Source organism: Corynebacterium sp. 13CS0277, from assembly GCF_002994655.1.
GTDB lineage: Bacteria > Actinomycetota > Actinomycetes > Mycobacteriales > Mycobacteriaceae > Corynebacterium.
On record NZ_PPDL01000017.1, the window covers coordinates 29420 to 53002 of the forward strand.

Consider the following 23583-nt stretch of genomic DNA (forward strand, 5'->3'; position numbering starts at 1 on the left):
CGGTGGGGGCGTGACCTGGGGGAATGCGGGTGGATGCACCTCTGCAGCAGCGCAAGGTCACCCCGGTCGTGTTCAATGGTGGTCATGACTGACACCACTGCGCCGCTGTCCACCCCCGCCACCACCGCCGCCGACCTGCACCGGCTGGGCCGGGAGGTCGTCCTCAACGACGGCACCCCCATGCCGACCCTCGGGTTCGGGGTGTGGCAGCTCGAGGGGGAGGTGGCCTACACCGCCGTCCGCCGCGCCATCGAGGTGGGCTACCGCCACATCGACACGGCCGCGATCTACCGCAACGAGGAACAGGTCGGCCGGGCCATTCGCGATGCCGTCGCCGCCGGCGATGTCACCCGCGACGAGCTGTTCGTCACCACCAAGCTGTGGAACGATCAGCACACGGAGCCGGAGCGTGGTTTCCAGCAGTCGCTGGAACGCCTCGGCCTCGACTACGTGGACCTCTACCTGTTGCACTGGCCCTGCCCCGCAGCCAAGACGATGGTGGGCGCCTTCGACGGCATGGCGAAGATGCAGGGCTTCGGCACCATCCAGTCGATCGGCGTGGCGAACTTCTTCCCCGCGGCCCTCGACGAGCTGATCAGCCGCTGTGGGATCACCCCGGCGGTCAACCAGGTGGAAATCCACCCCGGGTTCTCCCAGCCGGAGGTGCGGGCCGTGGACGCCGCCAAGGGCATCGTCACCCAGGCGTGGTCGCCGCTGGGGCAGGGCAAGACCCTGGAGCACCCGGTGGTGCGGGCCATCGCCGAGGAATCCGACGCCACCCCGGCGCAGGTGTGCATCGCGTTCGCGTTGGGCACCGGGTCCGTGGTGTTGCCGCGCAGCTCCCACCCGGAGCGCATTGAGGAGAACTTCCGCGCCCAGGACCTGGTGTTGACCGACGACCAGATGCAGCGCCTGCTCGACATGGACAGCGCGGACGGGCGTATCGGCCCGGACCCGCACACCTTCCCCGCGGCCTAAAGCCCCGCACAGCGGGAGGTCGCGCGGCAGGCCGTGCGGTGCCCCCGGTTACTTCTCTTCTTTTTCTTCTTCGCTTCGGTGTTTTTTCTCTTGTCTTCCCCCTTTTTCTCTTTTCCTTCGAGGAGGCCTTTCGATGACGCAGTCCACCCCCGATCACCCCACCCGGCACGCCGCGCACGAGGAACTGTTGGAGCTGCTGGCCCAGCACTCCAGCCCTGTGCTGCGCGCGGAGGTCGACGGCTTCGTGCTCATCCTCACCATCACCCGGGAGGAGAAGCGCAACGCGCTCAACGAGGAGACCTGCGAGGAGATCAGCCGCCTGTTGCGGGCGGTGGCGGCCGTCGACGGGCATGCCCCGGTGGATCCGCCGATCCGGGCGGTGCTCATGCGCGGCGAGGGGAAAGCCTTCTGCGCGGGCGCGGACCTGTCGGGCGCGGTCTATGGGGACACGTTCCACGACGCCCTGCACGGCATGCTGCGGGCACTGGTGGAGTTCCCCTACCCGGTGGTCGCCGACGTGCAGGGCCCGGCCGTGGGTGCCGGCACCCAGCTGAGCTTGGCGTGCGACCTGCGGGTGGTGGGGGAGCGTGGCTGGTTCATGGTGCCGCCGGCGAAGCTGGGCTTTGCCTTGGACAATTGGACGCTGCGCCGCACGGAGCATCTTGTCGGTGGGGCGTGGGCCCGCACCATCATGCTGGCCGGCGCCCGGGTCGGGCAGGAGGAGGCCCGGCTCAGTGGCTTCGCGTCCGCGACGGGCGATAGTGCGGCGGCGTTGGAGTTCGCTCACCAGGTTGCTGCGGGTGCGCCGTTGAGCCTCAAGCATTTGAAGGATGTTCTCAACGACGGCGGCTACGGTTTCACCCTCCCGGAGGCGCAGCAGCGCGCCTACGAGGAGTGCTGGGCGAGCGCGGACGCCCAGGAGGCGCGCGATGCGCGCGCGGACAAGCGTCCGCCGCGATTCCGGGGGCGCTAAACAGCGTTTACGATGGGAGGCTATGAGCCTTGCGACGCCGCTGACACTCACTCAGGACACCCCGACCGGGGGTCTGACCCCGCCTGAGGTGGCTGTGCGCCGCGCCCAGGGCAAAGCCAACGTCACGTCGCGGCGCACCGGCCGCACCGCGGGCGAGATCATCCGCGCGAACCTGTTTACCCGCATCAACGCGATCCTGGGGGTGCTGTTTGCCTGTGTCATGGTCACGGGCAGCATCGTCAACGGCGCCTTCGGGTTGCTCATTATCGTCAACTCGGCGGTCGGTATCGTCCAGGAGCTGCGCGCGAAGCGCACTCTCGACAAGCTGAGCATCCTCGCCGCCAGCCCCGCGGTCGTCCTCCGGGAGGGGGCGCGGCAGGAGATCCCCCAGGAGGGGCTTGTCGTCGACGACCTGGTGGTGGTGGCTGCCGGCGATCAGGTGGTCGTCGATGGGGTGGTGCGCCAGGCCCAGGGGCTCGACGTGGATGAGTCGATGCTCACCGGCGAATCGCTGCCGGTGCACAAATACCCGGGCGATACGGTGTGGTCGGGGTCGTTCGTGACCTCCGGGTCGGGGACCTACCAGGCGGTCGCGGTCGGCGCGGACTCCTACCAGGCGAAGCTCGTGGAGGAAGCGGGGAAGTTCCAGCTCGCCGATTCGGAGCTGCGCCGCGGCATTGACAAGATTCTGCGGGTCATCACCTGGCTGCTGGTGCCGGTGGGGTTGTTGACAATCTGGGTGCAGCTCACCGAGACGGGCGCGCCCCTGCATCGAGCGATCTTGGCGATGGTGGCGGCGCTGGTGCCGATGGTGCCGGAGGGTCTGGTGCTCATGACGTCGGTGGCGTTTGCTGTCGGCGTGGTGCGCCTCGGGAAGCGCAAGGCGCTCGTCAATGAGTTGCCCGCCATTGAGGGCTTGGCCCGGGTGGATGTGGTGTGCGCGGATAAGACGGGCACCTTGACGGAGAACACGATGCACCTGGCGCGCATCATCCCCGCGGATGGCGCATCCGAGGAGCAGGTGCGGCAGGTGGTGGCGGCGATCGCGGCTGCCGACGAGGCCCCGAACGATACGATGCGGGCCCTGCTGCAGGGCACCACGGGCGCTGACCACGGGGTGACAGCCGAGTGCGTGCGTCCTTTTGATCCGGCGGTGAAGTTCTCCTCCTGGCGGCTGCAGCCCGCGGTAGACGGCCCGGGGGAGTCCCTGCCCGCGGGGGTGGGCGCAGGCCAGATGGTTGTGCTGGGCGCGCCGGATGTGCTGCTGGGCGCGTGCCCCCTGGGGGAGCGGGCCCAGGCGATTGCGGCCGAGGGGCTGCGTGTGCTGGCGCTGGGGCTGGTGCCTGAAGACAGTGCCTGGGCGCGTGAGTCCGATCCCCGCCGCCCGGAGTCGTTCGCGGGCCTGCAGGTCGACACCCCGTTGGCGTTGTGCGTGGTGGAACAAACCATCCGCAGCGACGCCGCGGAGACGATCGAGTACTTCCGCCGCGAGGGCGTGGAGGTGAAGATCATCTCCGGCGACAATGCGGTCAGTGTGGGCGCGGTGGCGCGCGCCGTCGGTGTCGACGGGGAGGTCATCGATGCCCGCGAGCTGCCGGAGGCTGCGGCAGCGCCGGAAGAGTTCGCCGACATCATTGACCGGGCGCGCGTGTTTGGGCGCGTCACCCCGGAGCAGAAGCGCGACATGGTGCGTGCCTTGGACGCGCGGGGCCATACCGTGGCCATGACTGGTGATGGCATTAACGACGTGCTGGCGCTGAAGGAGGCGGCGATTGGTGTCTCCATGGGATCGGGCGCGGCGGCGACCCGGAGCGTGGCGCAGCTGGTGCTGCTCAACAACAGTTTTGCGTCCCTACCGCAGGTCGTCCGCGAGGGTCGCCGGGTCATCGGCAACATTGAGCGCATCGCGAACCTCTTCCTCACGAAGACGGTGTACTCGATCGTGCTGGCGCTGGTGGTGGGGTTGGCGACGATGAACTTCCCCTTCCAGCCCATCCACGTCACGGTGGCCGGCTGGTTCACGATCGGTATCCCCGGTTTCATCCTGTCGCTGGCCCCCAATGCGGAGCGCGCCCGCCCGGGGTTCGCGTCCCGGGTGTTGCGCCTGGCGCTGCCCAGCGGCGTCATCATCGGCAGTGTCACGGTGGTGCTGTGGTTGCTCATCAACCCGGGCGCCGATGCCCCGGAGGCGGCGCTGCTGCAGGCGTCGACGGCGACGTTTGCGGCGCTGATCATCATGGGGGTGTGGGTTCTGGGCGTGGTGGCCCGCCCGTGGAATGGGTGGCGGGCGGCCCTCGTCGCCGCCTGCGGTGGGGCGTATGTGGTCATCTTCTTCTACCACCCGCTGGCGCGCGTGTTGAAGCTGGATACGGGCGATCATCGCTTGATGCTCCTGGGCCTGGTGGCGGGTGCCGCGGGGGCGGCGCTCATTGAGGCGGCCTGGTGGATCGGCAAGGCCATTGGCGCCCGCCGGGGGACGCCCGCCGCGTAAGTCGTTGCCCGCGCCGCTGAGGCCGTCATGCACACCCCACCGCATGCTGTGCGGTGGGGTGTCGTCTGTGCGGGTATCGCCCGTCGGGGTTGCAAATTCGGGGTTTGCAAACTTTGCATGTTGCCGATTTGTGACAAAACGGGGGTGATGTTGGACGGATCAACAGTGCAGGTGAACGTGGTCGACGGGGGTGGTTTTGCAGAATTTGCTGAGCCTGAGGACTGAACTATTTACACATTGCAATGTGAGGTGAGTAACTTGGGCACTACGACAGCGTCACATGATGTCAACCACAGGGATTCGCTCCTCGTGGGTGGCATCACACTTCGGTGAAGAATTGTCCCCGAGTGCGACGCGCCACCCTCCTCGCGACTGCGAGCTGGCGGCACCCCCGACCAGCCGGAAGCGTCACAACCCGAAAGTGAGTTGAGCAGCAATGAGCGCACACGCCACGCCTGCGGACTCGCGCCGTGAACCCACGGCGGCAGAGTTCCGGGCCATGCAGCAAAGCCCCGAGTTCGTGGACCTGAAGTCCTCCTTCCGGAAGTTCGCCTTCCCGATGACCGCAGCGTTCTTCCTGTGGTACCTCCTCTACGTCCTGCTGGCGGTCTACGACCCGGGCCTGTACTCCAAGCCGGTCATCGGCAACGTCAACCTGGGCGTCTTCATGGGGCTGGCGCAGTTCGCCACGACCTTCCTCATCACGGCCGCCTACATCCGCTACGCGAACAAGAACATCGAGCCGCGTGCCACCGCGATCCGCAAGAAGATGGAGGACTAAACCATGAATACTCTTGTACTCCACGCCGCGGGAGAACCCACCAGTGTCGGTAACCCGCTGCTGAACATCGCCATCTTCGTCATCTTCATCGTCGTCACCATGGCCGTGGTGATGAAGGTCGGCAAGTCGACCTCGGAAGCCAGTGACTTCTACACCGGCGGCGCGTCCTTCTCGGGCAAGCAAAACGGCCTCGCGATTGCCGGCGACTACCTGTCCGCCGCGTCCTTCCTCGGCATCGTCGGCGCGGTGGCCCTCAACGGCTACGACGGCTTCTTGTACTCCATCGGCTTCTTCGTCGCCTGGCTGGTGGCCCTCCTGCTCGTCGCCGAGCCGCTGCGCAACACCGGCAAGTTCACGATGGCCGACGTGCTGAGCTTCCGGCTCAAGCAGAAGCCGGTCCGCCTCGCCGCGGCCTTCGGCACCCTCGGGGTGTCGCTGTTCTACCTCATCGCCCAGATGGCAGGCGCCGGCTCCCTGGTGTCGGTGCTGCTCGACATCCACGACAAGACCACCCAGGCCATCATCGTCGCCGTCGTCGGCGCCGTGATGATCGCCTACGTGCTGTTGGGCGGCATGAAGGGCACCACCTACGTGCAGATGATCAAGGCGGTGCTCCTCATCGCCGGCGTCGGTGGCCTCACCATTGCCATCCTCATCGGCGTCAAGGGCAACTTCTCCGAGCTGCTGCAGCAGGCCGTCGACAACCACGGCGGCAACCGCGCGGTGCTGGACCCGGGCCTGAAGTACGGCAAGTCCGCGACCACCCGCCTCGACTTCGTCTCCCTGGCACTCGCCCTGGTGCTCGGCACCGCGGGCCTGCCGCACGTGCTCATGCGCTTCTACACGGTGCCCACCGCGAAGGAAGCCCGCCGCTCCGTCACCTGGGCCATCGGCCTCATCGGCGCCTTCTACCTCATGACCTTCGTCCTGGGCTACGGTGCCGCCGCCCTCGTCGGCCCCGACAACATCAAGGGCGCGCCGGGTGGCGCGAACGCCGCAGCCCCGCTGCTGGCCCTCGAAGTGGGCGGCCCGATCGTCATGGCCCTGATCTCCGCCGTCGCCTTCGCCACCGTCCTCGCGGTGGTGGCGGGCCTGGCGATTACCGCCTCGGCATCCGTGGCGCACGACATCTACCACTCCATCATCCGCGACGGGCAGTCCACCGAGGAGGAGCAGGTGCGGGTCTCCCGCATCACGGTCGTCATCATCGGCATCGTCTCCATCATCCTGGGCATCCTCGCCATGGGCCAGAACGTTGCTTTCCTCGTCGCCCTCGCCTTCGCCATCGCGGCCTCGGCGAACCTGCCGACCATCCTGTACTCCCTGTACTGGAAGCGCTTCAACACCACCGGCGCGCTGGCCTCGATGTACACCGGCCTCGTCTGCGCCCTGGGACTCATCATCTTCTCCCCGGCGGTCTCCGGCTCGCCGACCTCGATGCTCCCCAACGTTGACTTCGCGTGGTTCCCGCTGAACAACCCGGGCATTGTGTCCATCCCGCTCGCCTTCCTCGCCGGCATCATCGGCACCCTGGTGGGCAAGCCCGACAACTTCGATGACCTGCAGGCCGAGATGGAAGTCCGCTCCCTGACCGGTGTGGGCGTCGAAGCTCCCGTCGACCACTAGATCGACGCACACCGGCACTGCCGCCGTGCGGCACAGGGCCCACGTGGCCCGCATGGACCGCGTGACCCACAGAACCTAGGTATCCGCCACGCCCCAGCGCTTCGTCGCCGGGGCGTGGTTGCATGCTGATGGGGCCAGTGGTGGCCGCGGGCAGTGGTGGTGGCCGGGCCTGTCGGGGCTGCGCACCCCGCCGATGCGGTGGGGTTGGTGGTGGGTGTCGGCACACGGTTTATGATGTTCTGCATGACGCTCGCCCCCGACGAGGGCACCCGCCCGCTGCACCACCACTGGCTGCTGAAAGTGCCAGTGGTGGTTTCTGTGTGCGCGCTCGCCAGCCTGCCGTGGGTCATCGCCCACGACAGCAACGGCACCCCGCCGGCTGCCGCGCCGACGACTGTGAAGACGCCGCAGGGCAGTAACGCCCCCAACCCGCAGGCGGTTCGCCTGTCGGACGAGAACCTCTCCCAGTTCGTCAACAATCCCACCGGCTCCCAGGTGTCCTACACCCGCCTGTCGGATGGGTTCCACACGGGCACGGCGACGGAGCGTTTCGCCCGCCCCGCCCTGTCGCTCATCAAGCTCTACATCGCCGACTACGTGCTGGAGGAGGGCGACCCGGAGGACGCGGAGGAAGCGATCGAGATGATCGAAGTCTCCGACGACCGCGCCGCGGAGGACCTCTACGCCCGCTACCCGGATGCGGTGGCGGCGACCGCCGAGCGCTATGGGCTGCTGTCGACGCGGGCCTCCGACATGTGGGGCTACAGCGTGACCTCCACCTACGATGTGGTCAGCTACATCACCCAGAAGCTGCAGCAGGACCCCACCTCCCCGGTGCTTGGCGCGATGCGCGCCGCCCAGCCGGTGGCCGCCGACGGCTACGCCCAGGATTTCGGCACCGTCATCCTGCCGGGGGTGAAAGGCTCGAAGTGGGGCTGGTCGAACGATCTGAGCCTGCATTCCTCCGTGTCCTTCGGGGAGGATTTCGTGGTCGCTGCGGCGGTGACGGGCACGGCGGATGATTTGACGAACCTGGTGCGCACCCAGCTGGGGCGCTATTTCAACCTGCCGACGACACTCCCGCCGGCGCCGCGCACGACTCGTGCGCTGCCGACGGGCCGCCCCCAGTCCTCCACGGCGCAGGCGACGTCGTCGTCGACGTCCACCTCCGCGGCCGGGTCCCCGCCCCCGGAGCCCACCACCCAGGAGCCCTCCGCGGCGACCCGCCCGCGGGCGACGAGCGTGGCGACGCTGCGGCCGCAGACGGACGAGCCCCACCGGGTGACCGTCACGCCAACGCGCCGCACCGGGGTTGTGGTGGGCCCGCAGGTGCCGCCGGCATCCCGTTAGCCGGGCGGGGGTACCCGGGTTGCGGGATTCCACCCATGCGCGGTGTGTGGTTGGTTCCTGGGTGGGTGGGGTGAAAAAATCCCAGTCATGACTTTTCTTGCCTCTGGTGCGTCTGTGGAGCCCGGCGTCATCGTGTCCATCATGTGGATCGCGGTCGCGGCACTGCTGTCGCCGCTGCTCAGCTTCCTCACCGGTAAACGTGTCCCCGGCGTGGTGTTCATGCTGGTGTTGGGGGTGCTCATCGGCCCGGAGGTGCTCGACCTGGCGCACTCGGACGGCTCCAATGCGCTGTTGCGGGAGTTGGGCTTGGGCATGCTGTTTTTGCTGGCGGGCTGGGAAATCGACCCGGACACCATGCGCGGCCGGCAGATGAAGCACGCCTCCGGGGTGTGGCTGCTCAGCCTCATGCTGGCGTTCGCCGGCTCCCTCGTGGTGTTCGGCACTGACGACATGCTCCGCAGCGTGGTCATGGCGATCGCGGTGAGTTCGACGGCGATGGGCACCCTGCTGCCGGTCATTAAGACGGCGGGGGTGTCGGATTCCCCGGTGGGTCGGGGTGTGCTCGTGCACGGCGCGGTCGGTGAGCTCGGCCCGGTGTTCGCGATGGCGTTGCTGCTGAGTTCCCGGGCGACGTGGCCGACGTTGGCGTTCCTGCTCATCTTCATGGGTGGCGCCCTGGTGGTGGCGTTCGTGCCGCGCACCGTGTCCCGGCTGGTGCCCTGGGTGGGGCGCGCCGTGCGCGACGGCGCTTCGCACACCTCGCAGACGGTGATGCGCGCGGTCATTGTGCTGCTCACGCTGCTCATGGCCCTGGCGAGTGTGTTTGAGTTGGATGTGGTGCTGGGCGCGTTCGCCGCCGGCATTATTCTCCGCGGGCTGGTGCCGGCCCGGGCGCGCAAAACGGTGGAGGCCCGCCTCGACGTCATGGGCTACGGCCTGCTCATCCCGGTGTTTTTCGTGACCTCCGGGATGTCGATCCACCTCGACGACGTCAAGGACGCCCCCTGGCTCGTCGTCATGGGTGTGGTGGTCATCCTCATGGCCCGCGGGCTGCCGATCTTCCTCGCGGAACGCTTCACCGATACCGGCTCCGGGATTACAGGCGTGCGCGATCAGCTGCAGATGTCGCTCTATTCGGCCACCGGCCTGCCGATCATTGTGGCGGTCACCGACGTGGCGGAAGCCCGCGGGCTCATCGACGAGGCGTTGGCGTCCATCCTCGTGTGTTCCGGGGCGGCGACGGTGCTGCTGTTCCCGATGCTGGCGCACCTGGCGGGCCAATACCTGCCCGGCCCTGTCGAGGCCGAGGATTCCCCGGAGGCGAAAGCCCACCGGGAGCACGCCGCCAAGCAGGAGCACGCGGAGTACAAGGAGCAAAAGACCCAAGCCGCTGCGAAGGCCGGGCAGCAGGCGCACCCCTCCAACAAGGCCACCGCGGTGGAGACCCAGGAGAAGAAGCGCCCGAAGTCCACGACGGGTGCCGATTCGGAGGTCACCCTCGACGACGATCACCCCTCCACGAAGTAGCCGCCGCGCAGCCCCCGCAGGGGCTCACGGCCCGATAGCGGCCACAGCAGGTGCCGACACACGCACACGACCACGCCTCCACATATCTGTGGCTGCGTGGTCGTGCGCGTTGTTGTTTAGGAGGAGAAGGACGAGCCCCCGCCGAGCAGCTTGCTCAGCGCCTGGCCGGCCCGCCCCAGGGCGGCGGTCTCATCGGGGGTGAGCCCCACGAGGTCGCCCACCTGCTCGAGGGGGAGCCCCGCGTCTGGCGCGGTGGGCGTGGTGCCCGCCCCGTGGGTGCCGGGGCGGCTGGTGGTGTCGGGCAGCACCACCGTCGGCAGGCCCGGGGTCCACTGGCCCCAGTCGCTGGCGTATACCTCGTTGACGTCGCACTGCACCCCATCGACGGTGACCTGCTTGTTCTGCGGCAGCTGGTGGATGTGCGCCTGCGGGTGCAGCCGGCCCTGGGAACCCCAGTCGTGCATCCAGTAGTAGGACCCCAGGCGGTCGGCCACGCACCAGTCGATGACGTTGTAGTTGCCGTACACGCCCAGAATGTAGCCCTTGGCCCGCAGCAGGCGATCGGCCTCCTTGAGGAAGGGGCGGATCTGCTGCTCGTATTCGCTGCGGGTGGGGTTCGCGTCGACCGCCATGTAGATGGGGCGGCCGGTGGGGCCGCCGGCCCGGATGTGGAAGTCGATCGCCAGCGGCACGTGCTTCGTGGCACCGGCGGCCCCGGTCTTCCAGTCGGCGGTGGGGCCCACCCCGAACTGGTACACGGAGGCCACCGCCAGGTTGTGGGCGGCGAAATCCTCGGCCTCTGGGCGGCGGATCGGTTTGGCGTTCATCCACTCCGCGCCGGGGCGGGGCGCGGATACGTAGCGCATCGCGCCCTGGTAGCCGGCCGCGCGGACGGCCGCGCCGCTGGGCACGTTGGCGGAGTAGTCGAGCACCCGGGCGAGGACGGGGCGGGCGTGGGCGGTGCCCGCGCCCACCACGCCTGCGCCGACGGCGAGGAGGGTGCTGGCGAGGAAGTGGCGGCGGCTGAGTGTCATTGGGGGCCTTCCATCGTGTGGGGCGCGCCCGGGGGTTGAGAAGAAAACGCCGGCACATGCGCCACAGAAGTGGATAGAGATAACTTCAGCCACTCTAGCAACAACTGTGGTGTGGCGGGGCAGAACAGGACGCCGAGAGCCACCCCAGAGCGCACGCCGCGGCCCGTCCCGCAGACGACAACACCCCTGCGGCGACACGCAGTCGCGGCAGGGGTGGGATTCCACGCCACCGCAGTGGCGTGGGGGAGTGGAGTGGTTTACTCGTCGTCCAGCATCGAGTTGCGGTCGTTCGGGGTGAGCTGACCGTTCATGTTGGAGAAGTTCTTCGCGATGGTGCGGGCCATGAACATCTCACAGGCGCCGAAGAGCTTCTTCGCGTCGTACATGTTCAGGGTCAGCAGGCGCTCCTTGGTGCCGTCGTCCAGAAGCTTGTCGATCTCCAGGTACTCGAAGTCGTTCTGGTCGGCCAGGGTGCACACAACCTTGATGCCGTTGATGTCGGTGAAAGTGGGCTTAACAGACATGGGGTCCCTCGAATCTGTGGTGGATAGACGTCGACGGTGTCGACGGCGGGCGCGGCGCCAGCTGCTGCCGCAACGATCACGCTGCCGGCGTGCGGGGTGGCGCACGGTTACCCTCCACCCTAGAGCGAAACCACGGGCCGCGTGTTCCAAACGTGCCCAAGTGTTTCCTGTTTCACCCCATCTGCTACCCCCGCGCAGCGGAAATGTGGGGGTGCTGCGCGACCAACCTCACACGGCAGGTGCCCCCGACGCTTCCCCTGCGGGCAGTGCTGCGTGCGCCCATCGAGGGTCGCACGCCCCGCACGTACGCCGGGTGCGGGTGATGTTGTACCCTTAGACGCGACGCATGCCCTAGTAGCTCAGTGGATAGAGCACGGCTCTCCTAAAGCCGGTGTCGGAGGTTCGATTCCTCTCTGGGGCACAACACCACAGCAACTGCGCCGGGTTCACGCTCATACGCCTCCCCCAGCCAGTAACGCCAGACCCCCGAGCCCTGCCAGGGTTCGGGGGTCTGCGCATGTGATCGGGATAGCCGGCACCCGCACTCCTGATGGGTGAGGAACCTCGCAGGGTGTGATTGTGGGCTAAAACAGGATCCCGTGCTCTTTCCACTGCGGGCGAAGACTTGTCAGGTCGGCTTCGTTTGTCAGCGGGCTGGCTGCCCAGGCGGTGAGAAGGGGAATGAAGAATTCGAGGTCGGGCGCATTCTCGAGTAGCTCAAAATGAGCGCCGTTGATGAGTTCCTCGAGGCTCAGTCGATGTGGTTGCGAGCAGTCAATCAACGTCTTCTTAGTGAGGAAAGGGTGTGACTTTGCCTCGAGGGTTACTGAGACATCACTGGCGCTGCAGTCGAAAGGCTTGAATATCCGATCGAGTTGATCGCGCGCCTTTTCTACTCGAGACGTCGCGTTGACCAAGAGGAAGTGCTCTGGGTCGGGTTTCCCGAGGACAAAAAACATGTGGGCCGTCTCCGAGGGAAACGGCGGATCCCCTTGGAATCGCAGGGATGAGCCAGCCACGCAACTATGAGTGAGCCATAGTTCCCTGCGTTTTCCATCAAGCCGTAGCATCTTCACGGGTATCTTGCGTGGGCTGCGTGATGAATTCGCGCAATGCATTGCGCTCGACAAAGTGTTCGCGCGCAGCCTTAAGTACCTCTGGGTCCACCTGGAAGTATTCGTCAGGCTGATTCTCGGGGTCATCGAAGAAGTCGATGGTCTGGATGCGGAACGACTTCTTCTCGGAATTCGGAACGAAGGCGCGCGTCCACTCGGGATAAACATGACTGATGTCGCATGCCGCTTCGAACGCGCCCTTCGAACGGAAGTGTTCGTATGCCTTCTCCAACATGAGAATGTCGGCCTTGGACAGGTGATCGGTGCCGGGGTCAGAAATGATCGCGACGTCGTAGTCGCGGGTTTCGAAATGTTCTTTCCACCACTGAGCGTCGACGATCGATGTCCACTTGGGATCAGGTACTTCGTTCGGCTTGCACGCACGAATGAGGTTGTAGGTCGACGAAGCGACCGGGCCGTATGTCAATGCAGCGTAGCGGTCTTCCGTCAACTCGGTTCCGAAGTTGCGCAGGCTGAAACGATCGGCGGCCCACAGCAGTTTGATGAGCTTCAGGTACTTCTTGCCGTCACGGCTTTTGCTGTCATCTGCGCTCTCCTTCAAAAAGAAGTTGAGCGCCTGGGCGGTTTTAATGGCAGAGAACGTGGGGACGGTTGGAGTGTTTGGCACGAGCGATCCTCTCGGCATAGCCGGAAGTGTCAACACTGGTCTCGTCTGGATCCTCGATCCGAAGAAACCTCTGGAACCTTGTGTCTGGGGAACTCACGATGGCTGACAGATGAGACGTCATCCATGGATGGCGGGGTGAGGGGTAGGCGCCGATGCTTCGGTCCCGACGGCATTTGTCGTCGGTGGCGTCATGTCGCTTTGTGGCCCCTTGCGGGATTGTACCCCCACTTTCGTGCATTTTTCCACAGATCGGCCAATTGTGCTACGTCAGCGCAGTCGCGCACCCATGCTCTACAACGACGACTGGGTCCCGCCCACACACATGTGAGGGGACCCGGCAGCGATGCGGCGTGGGCCTTAGGAGCTCAGCTCCTCCAGCTTGCGGCGCACCTCAGATGCCGGCGGGTTGGTGGCGTGGGTGCCGTCGGAGTACTTCACGGTCGGCACGACGCGGTTGCCGTCGTTGACGGACTCCACCCAGGCGGCGGCGTCGAGGTCCTGCTCCACGTCGATGTTGGTGTACGGGGTGTTCGTCCGGTCCAGGGCCTTGGTGAGGCGCTGGCAGAAGGGGCACCAGGTGGTGGTGTACAGGGTGACGTGGTTGCTCATGGTGGAGAGAATAAACCTTTCACTGGTGTGGATTCGCCACACCCCTGTGCCGTACTCACCGCGTGGGGGACAGTCGGGGTGTGGATGTGTGGGTGCTGGCCATGCTACCGAACCTTCCGGCCAGCGGGAGGGTGCGTGCGCTTACGCGGAGGGTGCCGCGGTGCGGGTGTAGGTGAGGAACCTGTAACGCAGCGGTGCTGGCGCGTTCTGCGTGCTGTGCGCCCCACCGCCAGCGGTGAGCCGGCCATCGGCGGAGGTGAGCCACGGCCCCGTGACGGTGGGGTGGAAATCCTCGAGCGAGGGGGCGTGCACGGCCTGCGCGCCGAGCACCTCGGCGAGCAGGACATCGATCTCGGTGACGATGACCTCGTCGACCAGCGGCAGCGTCGCCGCGTAGACTTGGCCGCCGCCCATGATGACGGCGTCATCGATCCCTGCGACGTCGTCGAGGGAGTGGATGACGTCCGCGCCGGCGGACCAGGAGCCGGGGGCTTGTCGGGACAGCACAATGTTGCGGCGGCCCGGCAGGGGGCGGAAGCGGGCGGGGATGGAGTCCCACGTCGCCCGGCCCATGACGACCGGGTGCCCGAGTGTGGCGGCCTTGAAGTGGGCTAAATCTTCTGGCAGGTGCCAGGGCATGTCGGTGCCGTCGCCGATGATGCCGTCGAGGGATTGTGCCCAAATTGCGCGAACCATGACAACCACCTTGCGTGAGAGAGCCACCGGACACAAAACGCCCACGAGCGCCCCAGCGCTGCGCGGTGCGCCCGGGAGGCCCCACGAGGGTCGTGGGGGAGAAACCGCACTCGGCGCGAGGGCTACTGGCGCACGGTACGCCACAGGCCGGCCGGTCCACCACCGCAAACCCTCATCGCAGCGCCTGACGGCGGTGCGAGGAGATCGTGGGTTGGGGGTGGGCCGGGCCGGCCTGGGGTCCACGCGTGCGCGTGGAGGGGGCGTGTGTGCTGTGCGCTACACGGCCACCTGGGCGCGGATCAGCGGGTGCGGATCGTAGCCGGTGAGCGTGATGTGCTCGAAGGTGTAGTCACTCATGCTGTCCGCCGGTGCGAGCTCCACCTGGGGGTAGGGGCGCGCCTCGCGGCTGAGCTGCAGTTCCACCTGCTCGCGGTGATTGTCGTAGATGTGGCAATCACCACCGGTCCAGATGAACTCGCCCACCTTCAGGCCCGCCTGCTGTGCGAACATGTGGGTGAGCAGCGCGTAGGACGCAATGTTGAACGGCACACCGAGGAACATGTCAGCGCTGCGCTGGTACAGCTGGCAGGACAGGGAGCCGTCGGCCACGTACAGCTGGAACAGCAGGTGGCACGGCGGCAGCGCCATGTTGTGCAGCTCGGAGACGTTCCACGCGGAGACGATGTTGCGCCGCGAATCCGGGTTCGACTTCAGTGTCTCGACCGCCTGCTGGATCTGGTCGATGTGCCGGCCATCGGGGGTCGGCCAGGAGCGCCACTGCACCCCGTACACCGGCCCCAGATCGCCGTTGTCATCGGCCCACTCGTCCCAGATGGTGATGTTGTTGTCGTGCAGGAAGCCGATGTTCGACTCGCCGCGCAAGAACCACAACAATTCGCCCACGACGGAGTGCCAGTGCACCTTCTTCGTCGTGATGAGCGGGAAGCTCTCCGACAGGTCGAAGCGCATCTGCTGCGCGAACAGGGAGGTGGTGCCGGTGCCGGTGCGGTCGTCCTTGTGGGTGCCTTCCCGCAGGATTTTCGCCAGCAGGTCTTCGTACGGGGTCAGGATCATGCGAAGCTGCCGTGGGCCTCACGGTATTCCGCGGCGTAGTCCAGGATGTCGTCGGCGAGCTCCGGGCGGCAGATCAGCACGTCCGGCAGGTAGGTGTCCTTGTTGTTGTAGGTCAGCGGGGTGCCGTCCAGGCGGGAGCAGTGCAGGCCCGCGGCGAGGCACACGCCCACCGGTGCGGCGGAGTCCCACTCGTACTGGCCGCCGGCGTGGACGTAGGCGTCCGCGTCGCCGAGCAGCACGTGCATGGCCTTCGCGCCGGCGGAGCCCATGGGGAGGGTGTCGAAGCCGAGCTTTTCCGCGACGAAGGAGGCGACCTCCGGGGCGCGGTTGTGGCTCATGACTACCTTCTTGGCCAGGGGGCCGCCCACAGCCTTGGATTCCTCGGAGGTGAACACCACACCGAGGTCCGGCAGGGCGACGGCGGCGTGGATCGGGGAGCCGTTCTCCACGAGGGCGATGTGCACGGCCCAGTCCTGGCGGCCGGTCGCGAACTCCTTGGTGCCGTCGAGCGGGTCGATGATCCACACGCGGTCCTTGGCGAGGCGCGCCGGGTTGTCGGCGGCCTCCTCGGAGAGCACACCATCGTCGGGGCGGTGCTGGGCCAGCACCCGGGCGATCCAGTTCTGTGCCAGGTCATCGCCCGCGTCGCCGAGGTTGCGGCCGCGGAGCAGGCCCACGTTGCGCACACCTTTGAGGATCTCGCCGGTGCCCTGCGCCAGGCGGCGGGTCAAAATAGCGTCATCAACTTTCGCAGTCATGCCTCCTAGAGTAGTTGGTTTTATGCCCGGGTGTGGACTTGTAAAGCCCGTTCAATAACACCCCGCCCCGGAGTATGGCTCAGGGGTGGAGTTCACGAGCGCCCCGCCACCGTTCGTGCCGGGCGTACACAGGGAACAGAGTCGGCCGTCCGCAGGGAACGAAAGGGGCCCGGGCGACAGTTATCCACAGGGCGCGCGGGTGGCGGTAGAGCTGATTCGCACTTGTGTTTTACAGTGGTGCACATGTCGACGCTCACCGAACGTTTTCGCCCGGAGGTCGCCACCTGGTTTTCGGAGGTGTTTGCGGCCCCCACCGCAGTCCAGGCCGGCGCCTGGGAGGCGATCTCCCGTGGGGAGAACACCCTCATCGTGGCGCCGACCGGTAGCGGTAAGACGCTGGCGGCGTTTTTGTGGGCGTTGAATTCTTTGGCCGGCCAGCCCGGCCAGCTGCCGCTGCCGGTGGAGGACCTGCCCACGGCCGGCGCGGCGGGGGCGCAGTCGGGCCCGGATGGCCAGGCCCGGCAGGGCGTGCGAGTGCTGTACATCTCCCCGCTGAAAGCGCTCGGCGTCGACGTGGAACGCAACCTGCGGGCACCGCTGCTGGGTATTGGCCAGGTGGCCGCCCGCCTCGGGGAGGCGGCACCCGATATTCGGGTTGCTGTGCGCAGCGGCGACACACCGCCGGCGGAACGGCAGCGGCAGGTGAAAAATCCCCCGGACATTCTCATCACCACCCCGGAGTCCCTCTACCTCATGCTGACAAGCAAGGCGGGTGGGATTCTGCGCAGCGTCGACACCGTCATCATCGACGAGATCCACGCGGTGGCAGGTACCAAGCGGGGCGTGCACCTCGCCCTGTCGCTCGAGCGGCTGGAGCACCTGTGCGCCACGCCCCCGCAGCGCATCGGCCTGTCCGCCACCGTGCGCCCCCTGGAGCGGGTCGCCCACTTCCTCGGCGGGGATCGGCCGGTGACCATGGTGAACCCGGAGTCGGCGAAGGCGTGGGATCTGCAGGTGCGTTCCGCGGTGCCGAACATGAGCGACCTGCCCACCCCTGAACTGGGATCCCCCATCGGGGAGGTCGTGCTCGACGACCGCTCCGGCGGCATGGCGGGGCTGGGGGCGATCCTCGACGAACACTTTCCGCACCCGCAGCAGCCCCAGGGCACGTCGCCCAGCCAGGCCGTGGAGGACGCAGCAGAGGACACCGTGGGTGAGGTCGATCCCGGTGCACTGTGGGGCACCCAGGGGCCGGTCCTGCTCCCGGCCGAGGACCCGAACTCGACGGCGGAATCGCCAGGATCGGTGCCGGCGGACGAGAAGGCCGCAGCTGCGGCCGCGCCTGCAGTGGGGGCTGCCCCTGCCGTCGACACCGCCGTAGTCGCTGGTCGTCTCGCCACGATCGAGGGTGGCGGCTGGGAGGAACTCCAGGGCACCACCCCGCAGCCCGGATCCATCTGGCCGTTTATCGAGCAGGCCGTGTACGAGGAAATCATGGGCGCGACCAGCACCCTGGTCTTCGTCAACTCCCGCCGCCAAGCCGAACGGCTGACCTCCCGCATCAACGAGCTCTATGCGGCCCAGTTCGCACCAGAGGAACTCTCCGCGAGCATGCGGCGCCTGCCCGCCAGCCTCGGCAAAGTCAACGACGTTGCCGGCACCGCGCCGACACTCATCGCCCGCGCCCACCACGGGTCGGTGGCCAAAGACGAACGCGCGATAACAGAGAACATGCTGAAAAGCGGTGAGCTGCGCGCCGTCGTCGCGACCAGTTCCCTGGAACTCGGCATCGACATGGGCGCGGTCGACAAGGTCATCCAAGTCCAGTCCCCACCGACGGTCGCCAGTGGTGTGCAGCGCACCGGCCGCGCCGGCCACAGCGTCGGCGCCACGAGCGCCGGCTCCTTCTACCCGCTGCACCGCAGCGACCTGCTGCAGACCTGCGTGGTGGTCTCCCGCATGGCGCGCGGCGAGATCGAGGAACTCGTGGTGCCGAGCAACCCCCTCGACGTGCTCGCCCAGCAGACCGTCGCCATGACCGCCCAGGGTGAGATCCACGCCGACGAGTGGTTCGACATCGTCCGCCGGGCGATGCCCTACCAGCAGCTGCCGCGGGAGGTCTTCGACGCGGTCCTCGACCTCGTCAGCGGCGTGTACCCCTCGACGGACTTCTCCGAACTGCGCCCCCGGGTCGTCTACGACCGGGTCACTGGGATGCTCAGCCCCCGGCCGGGCGCGCAGCGCATCGCCGTGACCTCCGGGGGCACGATCCCCGACCGGGGGCTGTTCGGCGTGTTCCTCGTCGGCGGTGACGAGGCAGGCTCCGCGCCGCGGCGCGTCGGCGAACTCGACGAGGAAATGGTCTACGAGTCCCGCGTCGGCGACGTGTTCACCCTCGGGGCGTCCAGCTGGCGCATCGAAGAGATCACCCGCGACCAGGTGCTCGTCACCCCCGCCCCGGGGCACACCGGCCGGCTGCCGTTCTGGACAGGCGACCAGGCGGCCCGCCCCTTCGAACTGGGCTGCGCAGTCGGCGCCTTCCGCCGTGAGGTGGCCGCCACCCCGGCGATGCTCGACAACCTGCTCGGCGGCCACGGCGAGATCGACCCCTGGGCACGCGACAACCTCCTGGCCTACCTCGAGGAGCAGCGCGAGGCCTGCGGCATCATCCCCGACGAGCGCACGCTGCTGCTTGAGCGGTTCCGCGACGAACTCGGCGACTGGCGGGTCATTCTCCACACCCCCTTCGGTAGGGGCGTCAACGCCCCCTGGGCGCTGGCCGTCGGCCACCGCATCGCCCAGACGACCGGCATCGACGCCCAGGCCGTTGCCGGCGACGACGGCATTGTGCTGCGCCTGCCCGACGGGGAGCACGAACCCGGGAGCGAACTGTTCCACTTCGACCCGGACGAGATCGCCGACATCGTCACCGCTACCGTCGGCGACTCCGCCCTGTTCGCCTCCCGCTTCCGGGAATGCGCCGCCCGCGCCCTGCTGCTGCCGCGGAAAAACCCCGGGGCCCGCGCCCCACTGTGGCAGCAGCGGCAGCGCGCCGCCCAACTCCTCGACGTCGCGAAGGCCTACCCCAGCTTCCCCATCATCTTGGAGACCGTCCGCGAATGCCTCCAGGACGTCTACGACCTACCCAGCCTGCAGAAAGTCTGCGCGGACCTGGCCAGCCACCAGATCCGCACCGCCGAGGTCACCGTCACCACCCCCACCCCCTTTGCCGCCAGCCTGCTGTTCAACTACACCGGCGCCTTCATGTACCAGGGGGACACCCCGGCGGCAGAAAAACGGGCCGCCGCCCTCGCCCTCGACCCGGCGCTGCTGGCCCAACTCTTAGGCACCGTCGCACTCAAGGATCTCCTCGACCCGGACATCGTCCTCGACGTCACCGACGAGGTGCGGCGCACCGCGCCGGCGCGCCGGGCGACAACACACGAGCAGCTGCTCGACGCCCTGCAGATCCTCGGCCCGGTGCCGTTGGACGAGCTGGATGAGTACGTCACCCCGGAACTGCTCGCCAGTGTCGCGCCCCGTGGCGCGCAGGCCGCGGGCGGAGCGCAGCCACAGGCGGATGCCGCCCGGCGGGCACTCGCCGATGCTGCGGTGGCGCTGCCGGGGCGGCGCGCCATGGTCGTCCGCATCGCCGGCCGGGAGCACCTCGCTCGCGCCGAGGACGCGCCCTTGCTGCGGGACGGGCTGGGGATTCCCACCCCGCCCGGCATCGCTGTCGATCCCACCCCCATCGATGATGCGCTCACCCAGCTGCTCTCTCGCTACGCCCGCACCCACGGGCCCTTCACCACCGCCGAGGCGGCACAGGCCTTCGGGCTGGCACACGCGGTGGCGTACAACGTGCTGCGGCAGCTGGCGGAGCGGGGGCAGCTGGTCACCGGGGCGCTGAGCCGCGATGAGGAGCAGTGGGCCGACCAGGAGGTCATCCGCCGGATGCGCAGCCGCAGCCTGGCGAAGGCCCGCGCCCAGGCGGAACCCGTCAGCCACAGCGCGTACGCGCGATTCCTGCTGGGCTGGCACGGGCTCGCACCAGTGGGCCGCGCCCCGCAGGCCACCGGCGTCGACGGGGTCTTCCAGGCACTCGAGCAACTCGCCGGGGTGCGGCTGCCGGCCTCCGCCTGGGAGAGCGTCATCCTGCCGACCCGGGTGCGGGACTACCAGCCCGGCATGCTCGACGAACTGTGCCTCTCCGGCGAGATCACCATCATCGGCGCTGGCAGCGCGGCCGCCCACGACCCGTGGCTCATGCTGCTGCCCAGCGACTACGCCGCCGAACTCGCACCCCTGCGCACCGAGAAGGAACGCGAGGAGCTGCCCCTGACTGCCGTGCAGGAACGCATCCTGGACACCCTGTCCGCCGGCGGCGGGTTCTACTTCCCGCAGATCGTCGCCGGCGCCAGCGGCGCCGACGAGCTGGGGCTAGAGATCCCCGGGGGCGGGGACGAGGAGACCGTGCGCCGCGCCCTCTGGGAGCTCGTGGAACTCGGGCTGGTCACCCCCGACGGTTTCGGCCCGGTGCGGGCGCGCCTGGCTACCCAGTCCAGCCCCCGGGCCGCGCACCGCGCGCCGCGTACCCCTGCCCGGGGGCGGCTGCGGATGGGGCGCACCAGCTTCGCGCAGGCCACCCGGGCGCGTAGCCACCCCCAGGACACCACCGGTCGCTGGGCACTGGCGGTGGCGGCGAACCCGGACGCGACCGCCCGGGCAATCGCCCACGGGGAGGCCTGGCTGGACCGCTACGGGGTGGTCACCCGCGGCGGCGTGGTCGCCGAAGACACCCCGGGTGGCTTCGCCCTGGCCTACAAAACACTGGCCACCTTTGAGGAACAGGGCCGCGCGGTGCGCGCCCACGTCATCGAAGGATTGGGCGCCGCCCAGTTCAGTACGGCTGCGGTCATTGATCGCCTCCGCGGGCAGCACGACTCGGCGGACGTGGGCGGCTGGCCCAGCGGGGCCACCGACCCGGAGACCTTCGTCCTGGCGGCCGCCGACCCCGCCAACCCCTATGGTGCGGCACTGCCCTGGCCGGAGGACATCCGCGGCACCCGCGCCGCCGGCGCCCTCGTCGTCATCACCGACGGGATCCTCCTGGCGTACCTCACCCGCGGCGGGAGGAGCCTGAGCCTGGCGCAGGACTCCCTGCCCACGGGGATCACCTGGGAGGACACCGTCCCGCTGGTGGTGGCCGCCCTGGCGGACGCCATCGGCCGGCGGGTGCTCGCACCGATTGTTGTGGAACAGATCAACGGCGAGCCGGTCCTCGGCGGCCATCTGCCCGGGGAACTCACTGCCCTGCTGCGGGGCGCGGGCGCAGGGCTGACGCCGAAAGGCCTGCGCATCACCGACCGCAGCCGCCCACAGTCCGCCTGCCCGGCAGCAGGCCGCGGGGGCGTGCCGCCGCGCGGTGGCCGGCGGGCCGTGGACGCGCCCCTCCTCGCGGAGGATCCCGGCCCGGATGCTGCGCCGGCCGGCACCCCGTCTGCCGGCGGGGGTGGTGGCCTGAGCTTCGACGATCACGCGGCGGACACTGACAACACTGGCGGAGAGCAGACCCACCCGGAGGATCCCGCGACCCCGCAGCGCACCAGCCCCTTCACGCCCCGCCCCCGCGGCGGTGCCGCAGGCCGCGGGCGGCGAGGAGGACGCAATGCCCGAAGGTGATTCCGTCTACCAGCTCGCCCGCAGGCTCCACCCGCTTGTCGGCCTCAGCGTCAGCCACACCAGCCTGCGGGTGCCGCAGCTGGCCACCGTGAGCCTCAACGGTCGGGTGCTGCGCGCCCTGTGGCCCTACGGCAAAAACCTCTACATGCAGTTCGACGAGCAGATCCTCCACACCCACCTCAAAATGGAGGGCACCTGGGCACTGCACCCCGTGGGCACCCGCTGGCGGGCCCCTGGGTTCTCCGCGCGGGTCGTGCTGCACTTCGACGCCCACCCCACACCCCTGGAATTGGTGGGCCACGACTTAGGGCTCGTGCGGCTCATGAGTGCTACGGACTACCCGGCCCACATCAGCCAGTTCGGGCCCGATGTGTTGAGCCCCACCTTCGACCACGAGGCGGCCGCCCGCAGGCTCCGCCGCCGCCCGGAGCGGGCCATCGGGGCCGCACTCCTCGACCAGAGCATGCTGGCCGGGGTGGGCAACGAATACCGGGCCGAGATCTGTTTCCTCGCGGGCGTCCACCCCGGAGTGCCCACCGGGGAGGTTGATGTGGACACCATCCTGGACATCACCCGCCGGGTGATGTGGGCGAACCGGCTGAGCCCCGTGCGGGTCACGACGGGCGTGCGGCGCGCCGGGGAAACCACCTACGTGTTCGGGCGGGGTGGGAAGCCCTGCCGGCGCTGCCGAACCCCGATCGTCAAAGACACCCTCGGCGGGGTGGATCGGGGCGGGGAGGTGGGCGAATTGGAGCGCTTCATCTGGTGGTGCCCCACCTGCCAGCCGACGCCGCCGCAGTGGCGGTGGGATTCCCGCCTGTCGGAGGCCAGCCGCTGGAACTAGGGGACACGGCGTGCTGCGGCCACACCCTGCGACCCCACTCCACCGGGCGCGACACCCGGCGGACTCTAACGGGGCACACAGGCCCCGAAAGCAGGAACCCCACCTGCCAGCCGAGCAGAGACGCGGCTCGGGGCGGTGGGGGATTCCTCGCGGGGCGCGCGGGTGCGTTACTCGGCGGCGGGCGTCGTCGCCGGGGCCTCAGGGGCCTCAGGGGCCGCGGGCGCTTCTGCTGCCGGTGCGTCCCCGGCGGCTTCCTCGTCGCTCATCGCGTCCGGGTTTTCGTTCTCGACGTTCGCGCCGTAGCGGGCGCGCGTGTTGAGCTCGTCGACGAAGAAGGAATCCGGTTCCAGGCTCATCCGCCACCGGCCATCGAGGTGCTGGAAGTCCATCGCCTGGGTGACCGGGTGGTACACGCCCGCCAGCACATCCGTGTAGCACAGGTCCACCTCGTCGGAGGGGATGTTCTTCAACTCGTACCAGTTGTCCTCGTTGGCGAGGATCAGCAGCTGCTCGCCTTCCTTCGGGCCGTCCTCCGGGTAGTCAGGCATCTCGAGCGACAGCTGGTATTCCATCGCCTGGCGGCCCGCGCCCGGGCAGCCGACCGCCCAGAAGTCGATGGCATTGTCTTCCGTGGAGTACAGCTCCGGGATCCGGTAGGTGACTTTCTCCAGCAGCGACGCGTCAGCAAGGGCGTCGGTGAAGGTGTTGTCGGTGGCCGGGCCGCGGGAGCAACTCGACAGCAGCAGGGCGGCGACACCGAGGGCGCACACCGTGCGGGTGGTGCGGGTAGAAGGCCGAGACGGGACTGCGCGCGCAAGCAAACTCATGGTGGCAGAGTTTAGCGCATGGGCTCTCTGGGGTGCTTCTCGAGTGCAGCAGGCGCGCCTGTGATC

At 68.2% G+C, this 23583-nt stretch carries 18 protein-coding genes and 1 tRNA gene; 10 read left to right on the plus strand and 9 right to left on the minus strand.

Features of this window, described 5'->3' with window-relative positions; genetic code table 11:
* Positions 1-180: 180 nt before the first annotated feature.
* The 7 genes from C1Y63_RS08380 (at position 181) to C1Y63_RS08410 (ending at position 9726) form a co-directional block, all read left to right on the plus strand.
* Entirely contained in the window at positions 181-978 is a 798-nt protein-coding gene (locus C1Y63_RS08380; RefSeq protein ID WP_233195655.1) for an aldo/keto reductase, read from the plus strand.
* Between the two features lie 133 nt (positions 979-1111).
* The gene (locus C1Y63_RS08385) at positions 1112-1951 is read left to right on the plus strand and encodes an enoyl-CoA hydratase (protein ID WP_106016013.1); all 840 of its coding nucleotides are present in this window, start codon (positions 1112-1114) and stop codon (positions 1949-1951) included.
* Between the two features lie 22 nt (positions 1952-1973).
* Positions 1974-4442, plus strand: coding sequence for an HAD-IC family P-type ATPase (locus C1Y63_RS08390; protein WP_106016014.1), 2469 nt, complete (start codon positions 1974-1976; stop codon positions 4440-4442).
* 436 nt (positions 4443-4878) lie between these two features.
* A complete protein-coding gene (locus C1Y63_RS08395) occupies positions 4879-5223 on the plus strand; it encodes a DUF485 domain-containing protein (RefSeq protein ID WP_106016015.1) in 345 nt (114 codons plus the stop codon).
* A 3-nt stretch (positions 5224-5226) separates the two neighbouring features.
* Positions 5227-6849, plus strand: a complete 1623-nt coding sequence (locus C1Y63_RS08400) for a cation acetate symporter (RefSeq protein WP_106016016.1) — start codon at positions 5227-5229, stop codon at positions 6847-6849.
* Between the two features lie 243 nt (positions 6850-7092).
* Entirely contained in the window at positions 7093-8199 is a 1107-nt protein-coding gene (locus C1Y63_RS08405) for a hypothetical protein (protein WP_369831037.1), read from the plus strand.
* An 87-nt stretch (positions 8200-8286) separates the two neighbouring features.
* Positions 8287-9726 (plus strand): cation:proton antiporter, encoded by a 1440-nt coding sequence (locus C1Y63_RS08410; protein WP_106016017.1) that lies wholly within the window; start codon positions 8287-8289, stop codon positions 9724-9726.
* A 116-nt stretch (positions 9727-9842) separates the two neighbouring features.
* On the opposite strand, the gene C1Y63_RS08415 is transcribed toward C1Y63_RS08410, so the two are convergent.
* Positions 9843-10760 carry a DUF1906 domain-containing protein gene (locus tag C1Y63_RS08415; RefSeq protein WP_106016018.1) on the minus strand — a complete coding sequence of 306 codons (918 nt, stop codon included), beginning with the start codon at positions 10758-10760 and terminating at the stop codon, positions 9843-9845.
* Between the two features lie 257 nt (positions 10761-11017).
* On the minus strand, positions 11018-11284 hold the full coding sequence (locus C1Y63_RS08420; protein ID WP_106016019.1) for a hypothetical protein: 267 nt from the start codon (positions 11282-11284) through the stop codon (positions 11018-11020).
* A 348-nt stretch (positions 11285-11632) separates the two neighbouring features.
* On the opposite strand from C1Y63_RS08420, the gene C1Y63_RS08425 reads away from it, so the two are divergent.
* A tRNA-Arg gene (locus C1Y63_RS08425) sits at positions 11633-11705 on the plus strand.
* Between the two features lie 163 nt (positions 11706-11868).
* Here C1Y63_RS08425 and C1Y63_RS08430 read toward each other — a convergent pair.
* The 6 genes from C1Y63_RS08430 to C1Y63_RS08455 all read right to left on the minus strand — a co-directional run bounded on the left by C1Y63_RS08430 (position 11869) and on the right by C1Y63_RS08455 (position 16164).
* A complete protein-coding gene (locus tag C1Y63_RS08430) occupies positions 11869-12243 on the minus strand; it encodes a hypothetical protein (RefSeq protein WP_146128905.1) in 375 nt (124 codons plus the stop codon).
* Between the two features lie 97 nt (positions 12244-12340).
* On the minus strand, positions 12341-13027 hold the full coding sequence (locus C1Y63_RS08435) for a Panacea domain-containing protein (RefSeq protein ID WP_158256125.1): 687 nt from the start codon (positions 13025-13027) through the stop codon (positions 12341-12343).
* Between the two features lie 357 nt (positions 13028-13384).
* Positions 13385-13636, minus strand: a complete 252-nt coding sequence (locus tag C1Y63_RS08440) for a mycoredoxin (protein WP_106016022.1) — start codon at positions 13634-13636, stop codon at positions 13385-13387.
* Between the two features lie 141 nt (positions 13637-13777).
* Positions 13778-14332 carry a dihydrofolate reductase gene (locus C1Y63_RS08445; RefSeq protein WP_106016023.1) on the minus strand — a complete coding sequence of 185 codons (555 nt, stop codon included), beginning with the start codon at positions 14330-14332 and terminating at the stop codon, positions 13778-13780.
* Positions 14333-14608: 276 nt separating this feature from the next.
* Entirely contained in the window at positions 14609-15406 is a 798-nt protein-coding gene (locus C1Y63_RS08450) for a thymidylate synthase (protein WP_106016024.1), read from the minus strand.
* Complete coding sequence (locus C1Y63_RS08455) at positions 15403-16164, minus strand: 3'(2'),5'-bisphosphate nucleotidase CysQ (RefSeq protein WP_106016025.1); 762 nt, start codon at positions 16162-16164, stop codon at positions 15403-15405. The genes C1Y63_RS08450 and C1Y63_RS08455 overlap by 4 nt, the downstream gene beginning before the upstream one ends.
* Before the next feature lie 243 nt (positions 16165-16407).
* Here C1Y63_RS08455 and C1Y63_RS08460 point away from each other — a divergent pair, with 243 nt between their 5' ends.
* Positions 16408-21846: a DEAD/DEAH box helicase gene (locus C1Y63_RS08460; protein WP_106016026.1), complete on the plus strand. Its 5439-nt coding sequence runs from the start codon at positions 16408-16410 to the stop codon at positions 21844-21846.
* Positions 21833-22690 carry a DNA-formamidopyrimidine glycosylase family protein gene (locus tag C1Y63_RS08465; RefSeq protein WP_106016027.1) on the plus strand — a complete coding sequence of 286 codons (858 nt, stop codon included), beginning with the start codon at positions 21833-21835 and terminating at the stop codon, positions 22688-22690. Before C1Y63_RS08460 ends, C1Y63_RS08465 begins: the two co-directional genes overlap by 14 nt.
* Before the next feature lie 167 nt (positions 22691-22857).
* On the opposite strand, the gene C1Y63_RS08470 is transcribed toward C1Y63_RS08465, so the two are convergent.
* Positions 22858-23517, minus strand: coding sequence for a hypothetical protein (locus C1Y63_RS08470; RefSeq protein ID WP_106016028.1), 660 nt, complete (start codon positions 23515-23517; stop codon positions 22858-22860).
* Positions 23518-23583 lie beyond the last annotated feature (66 nt).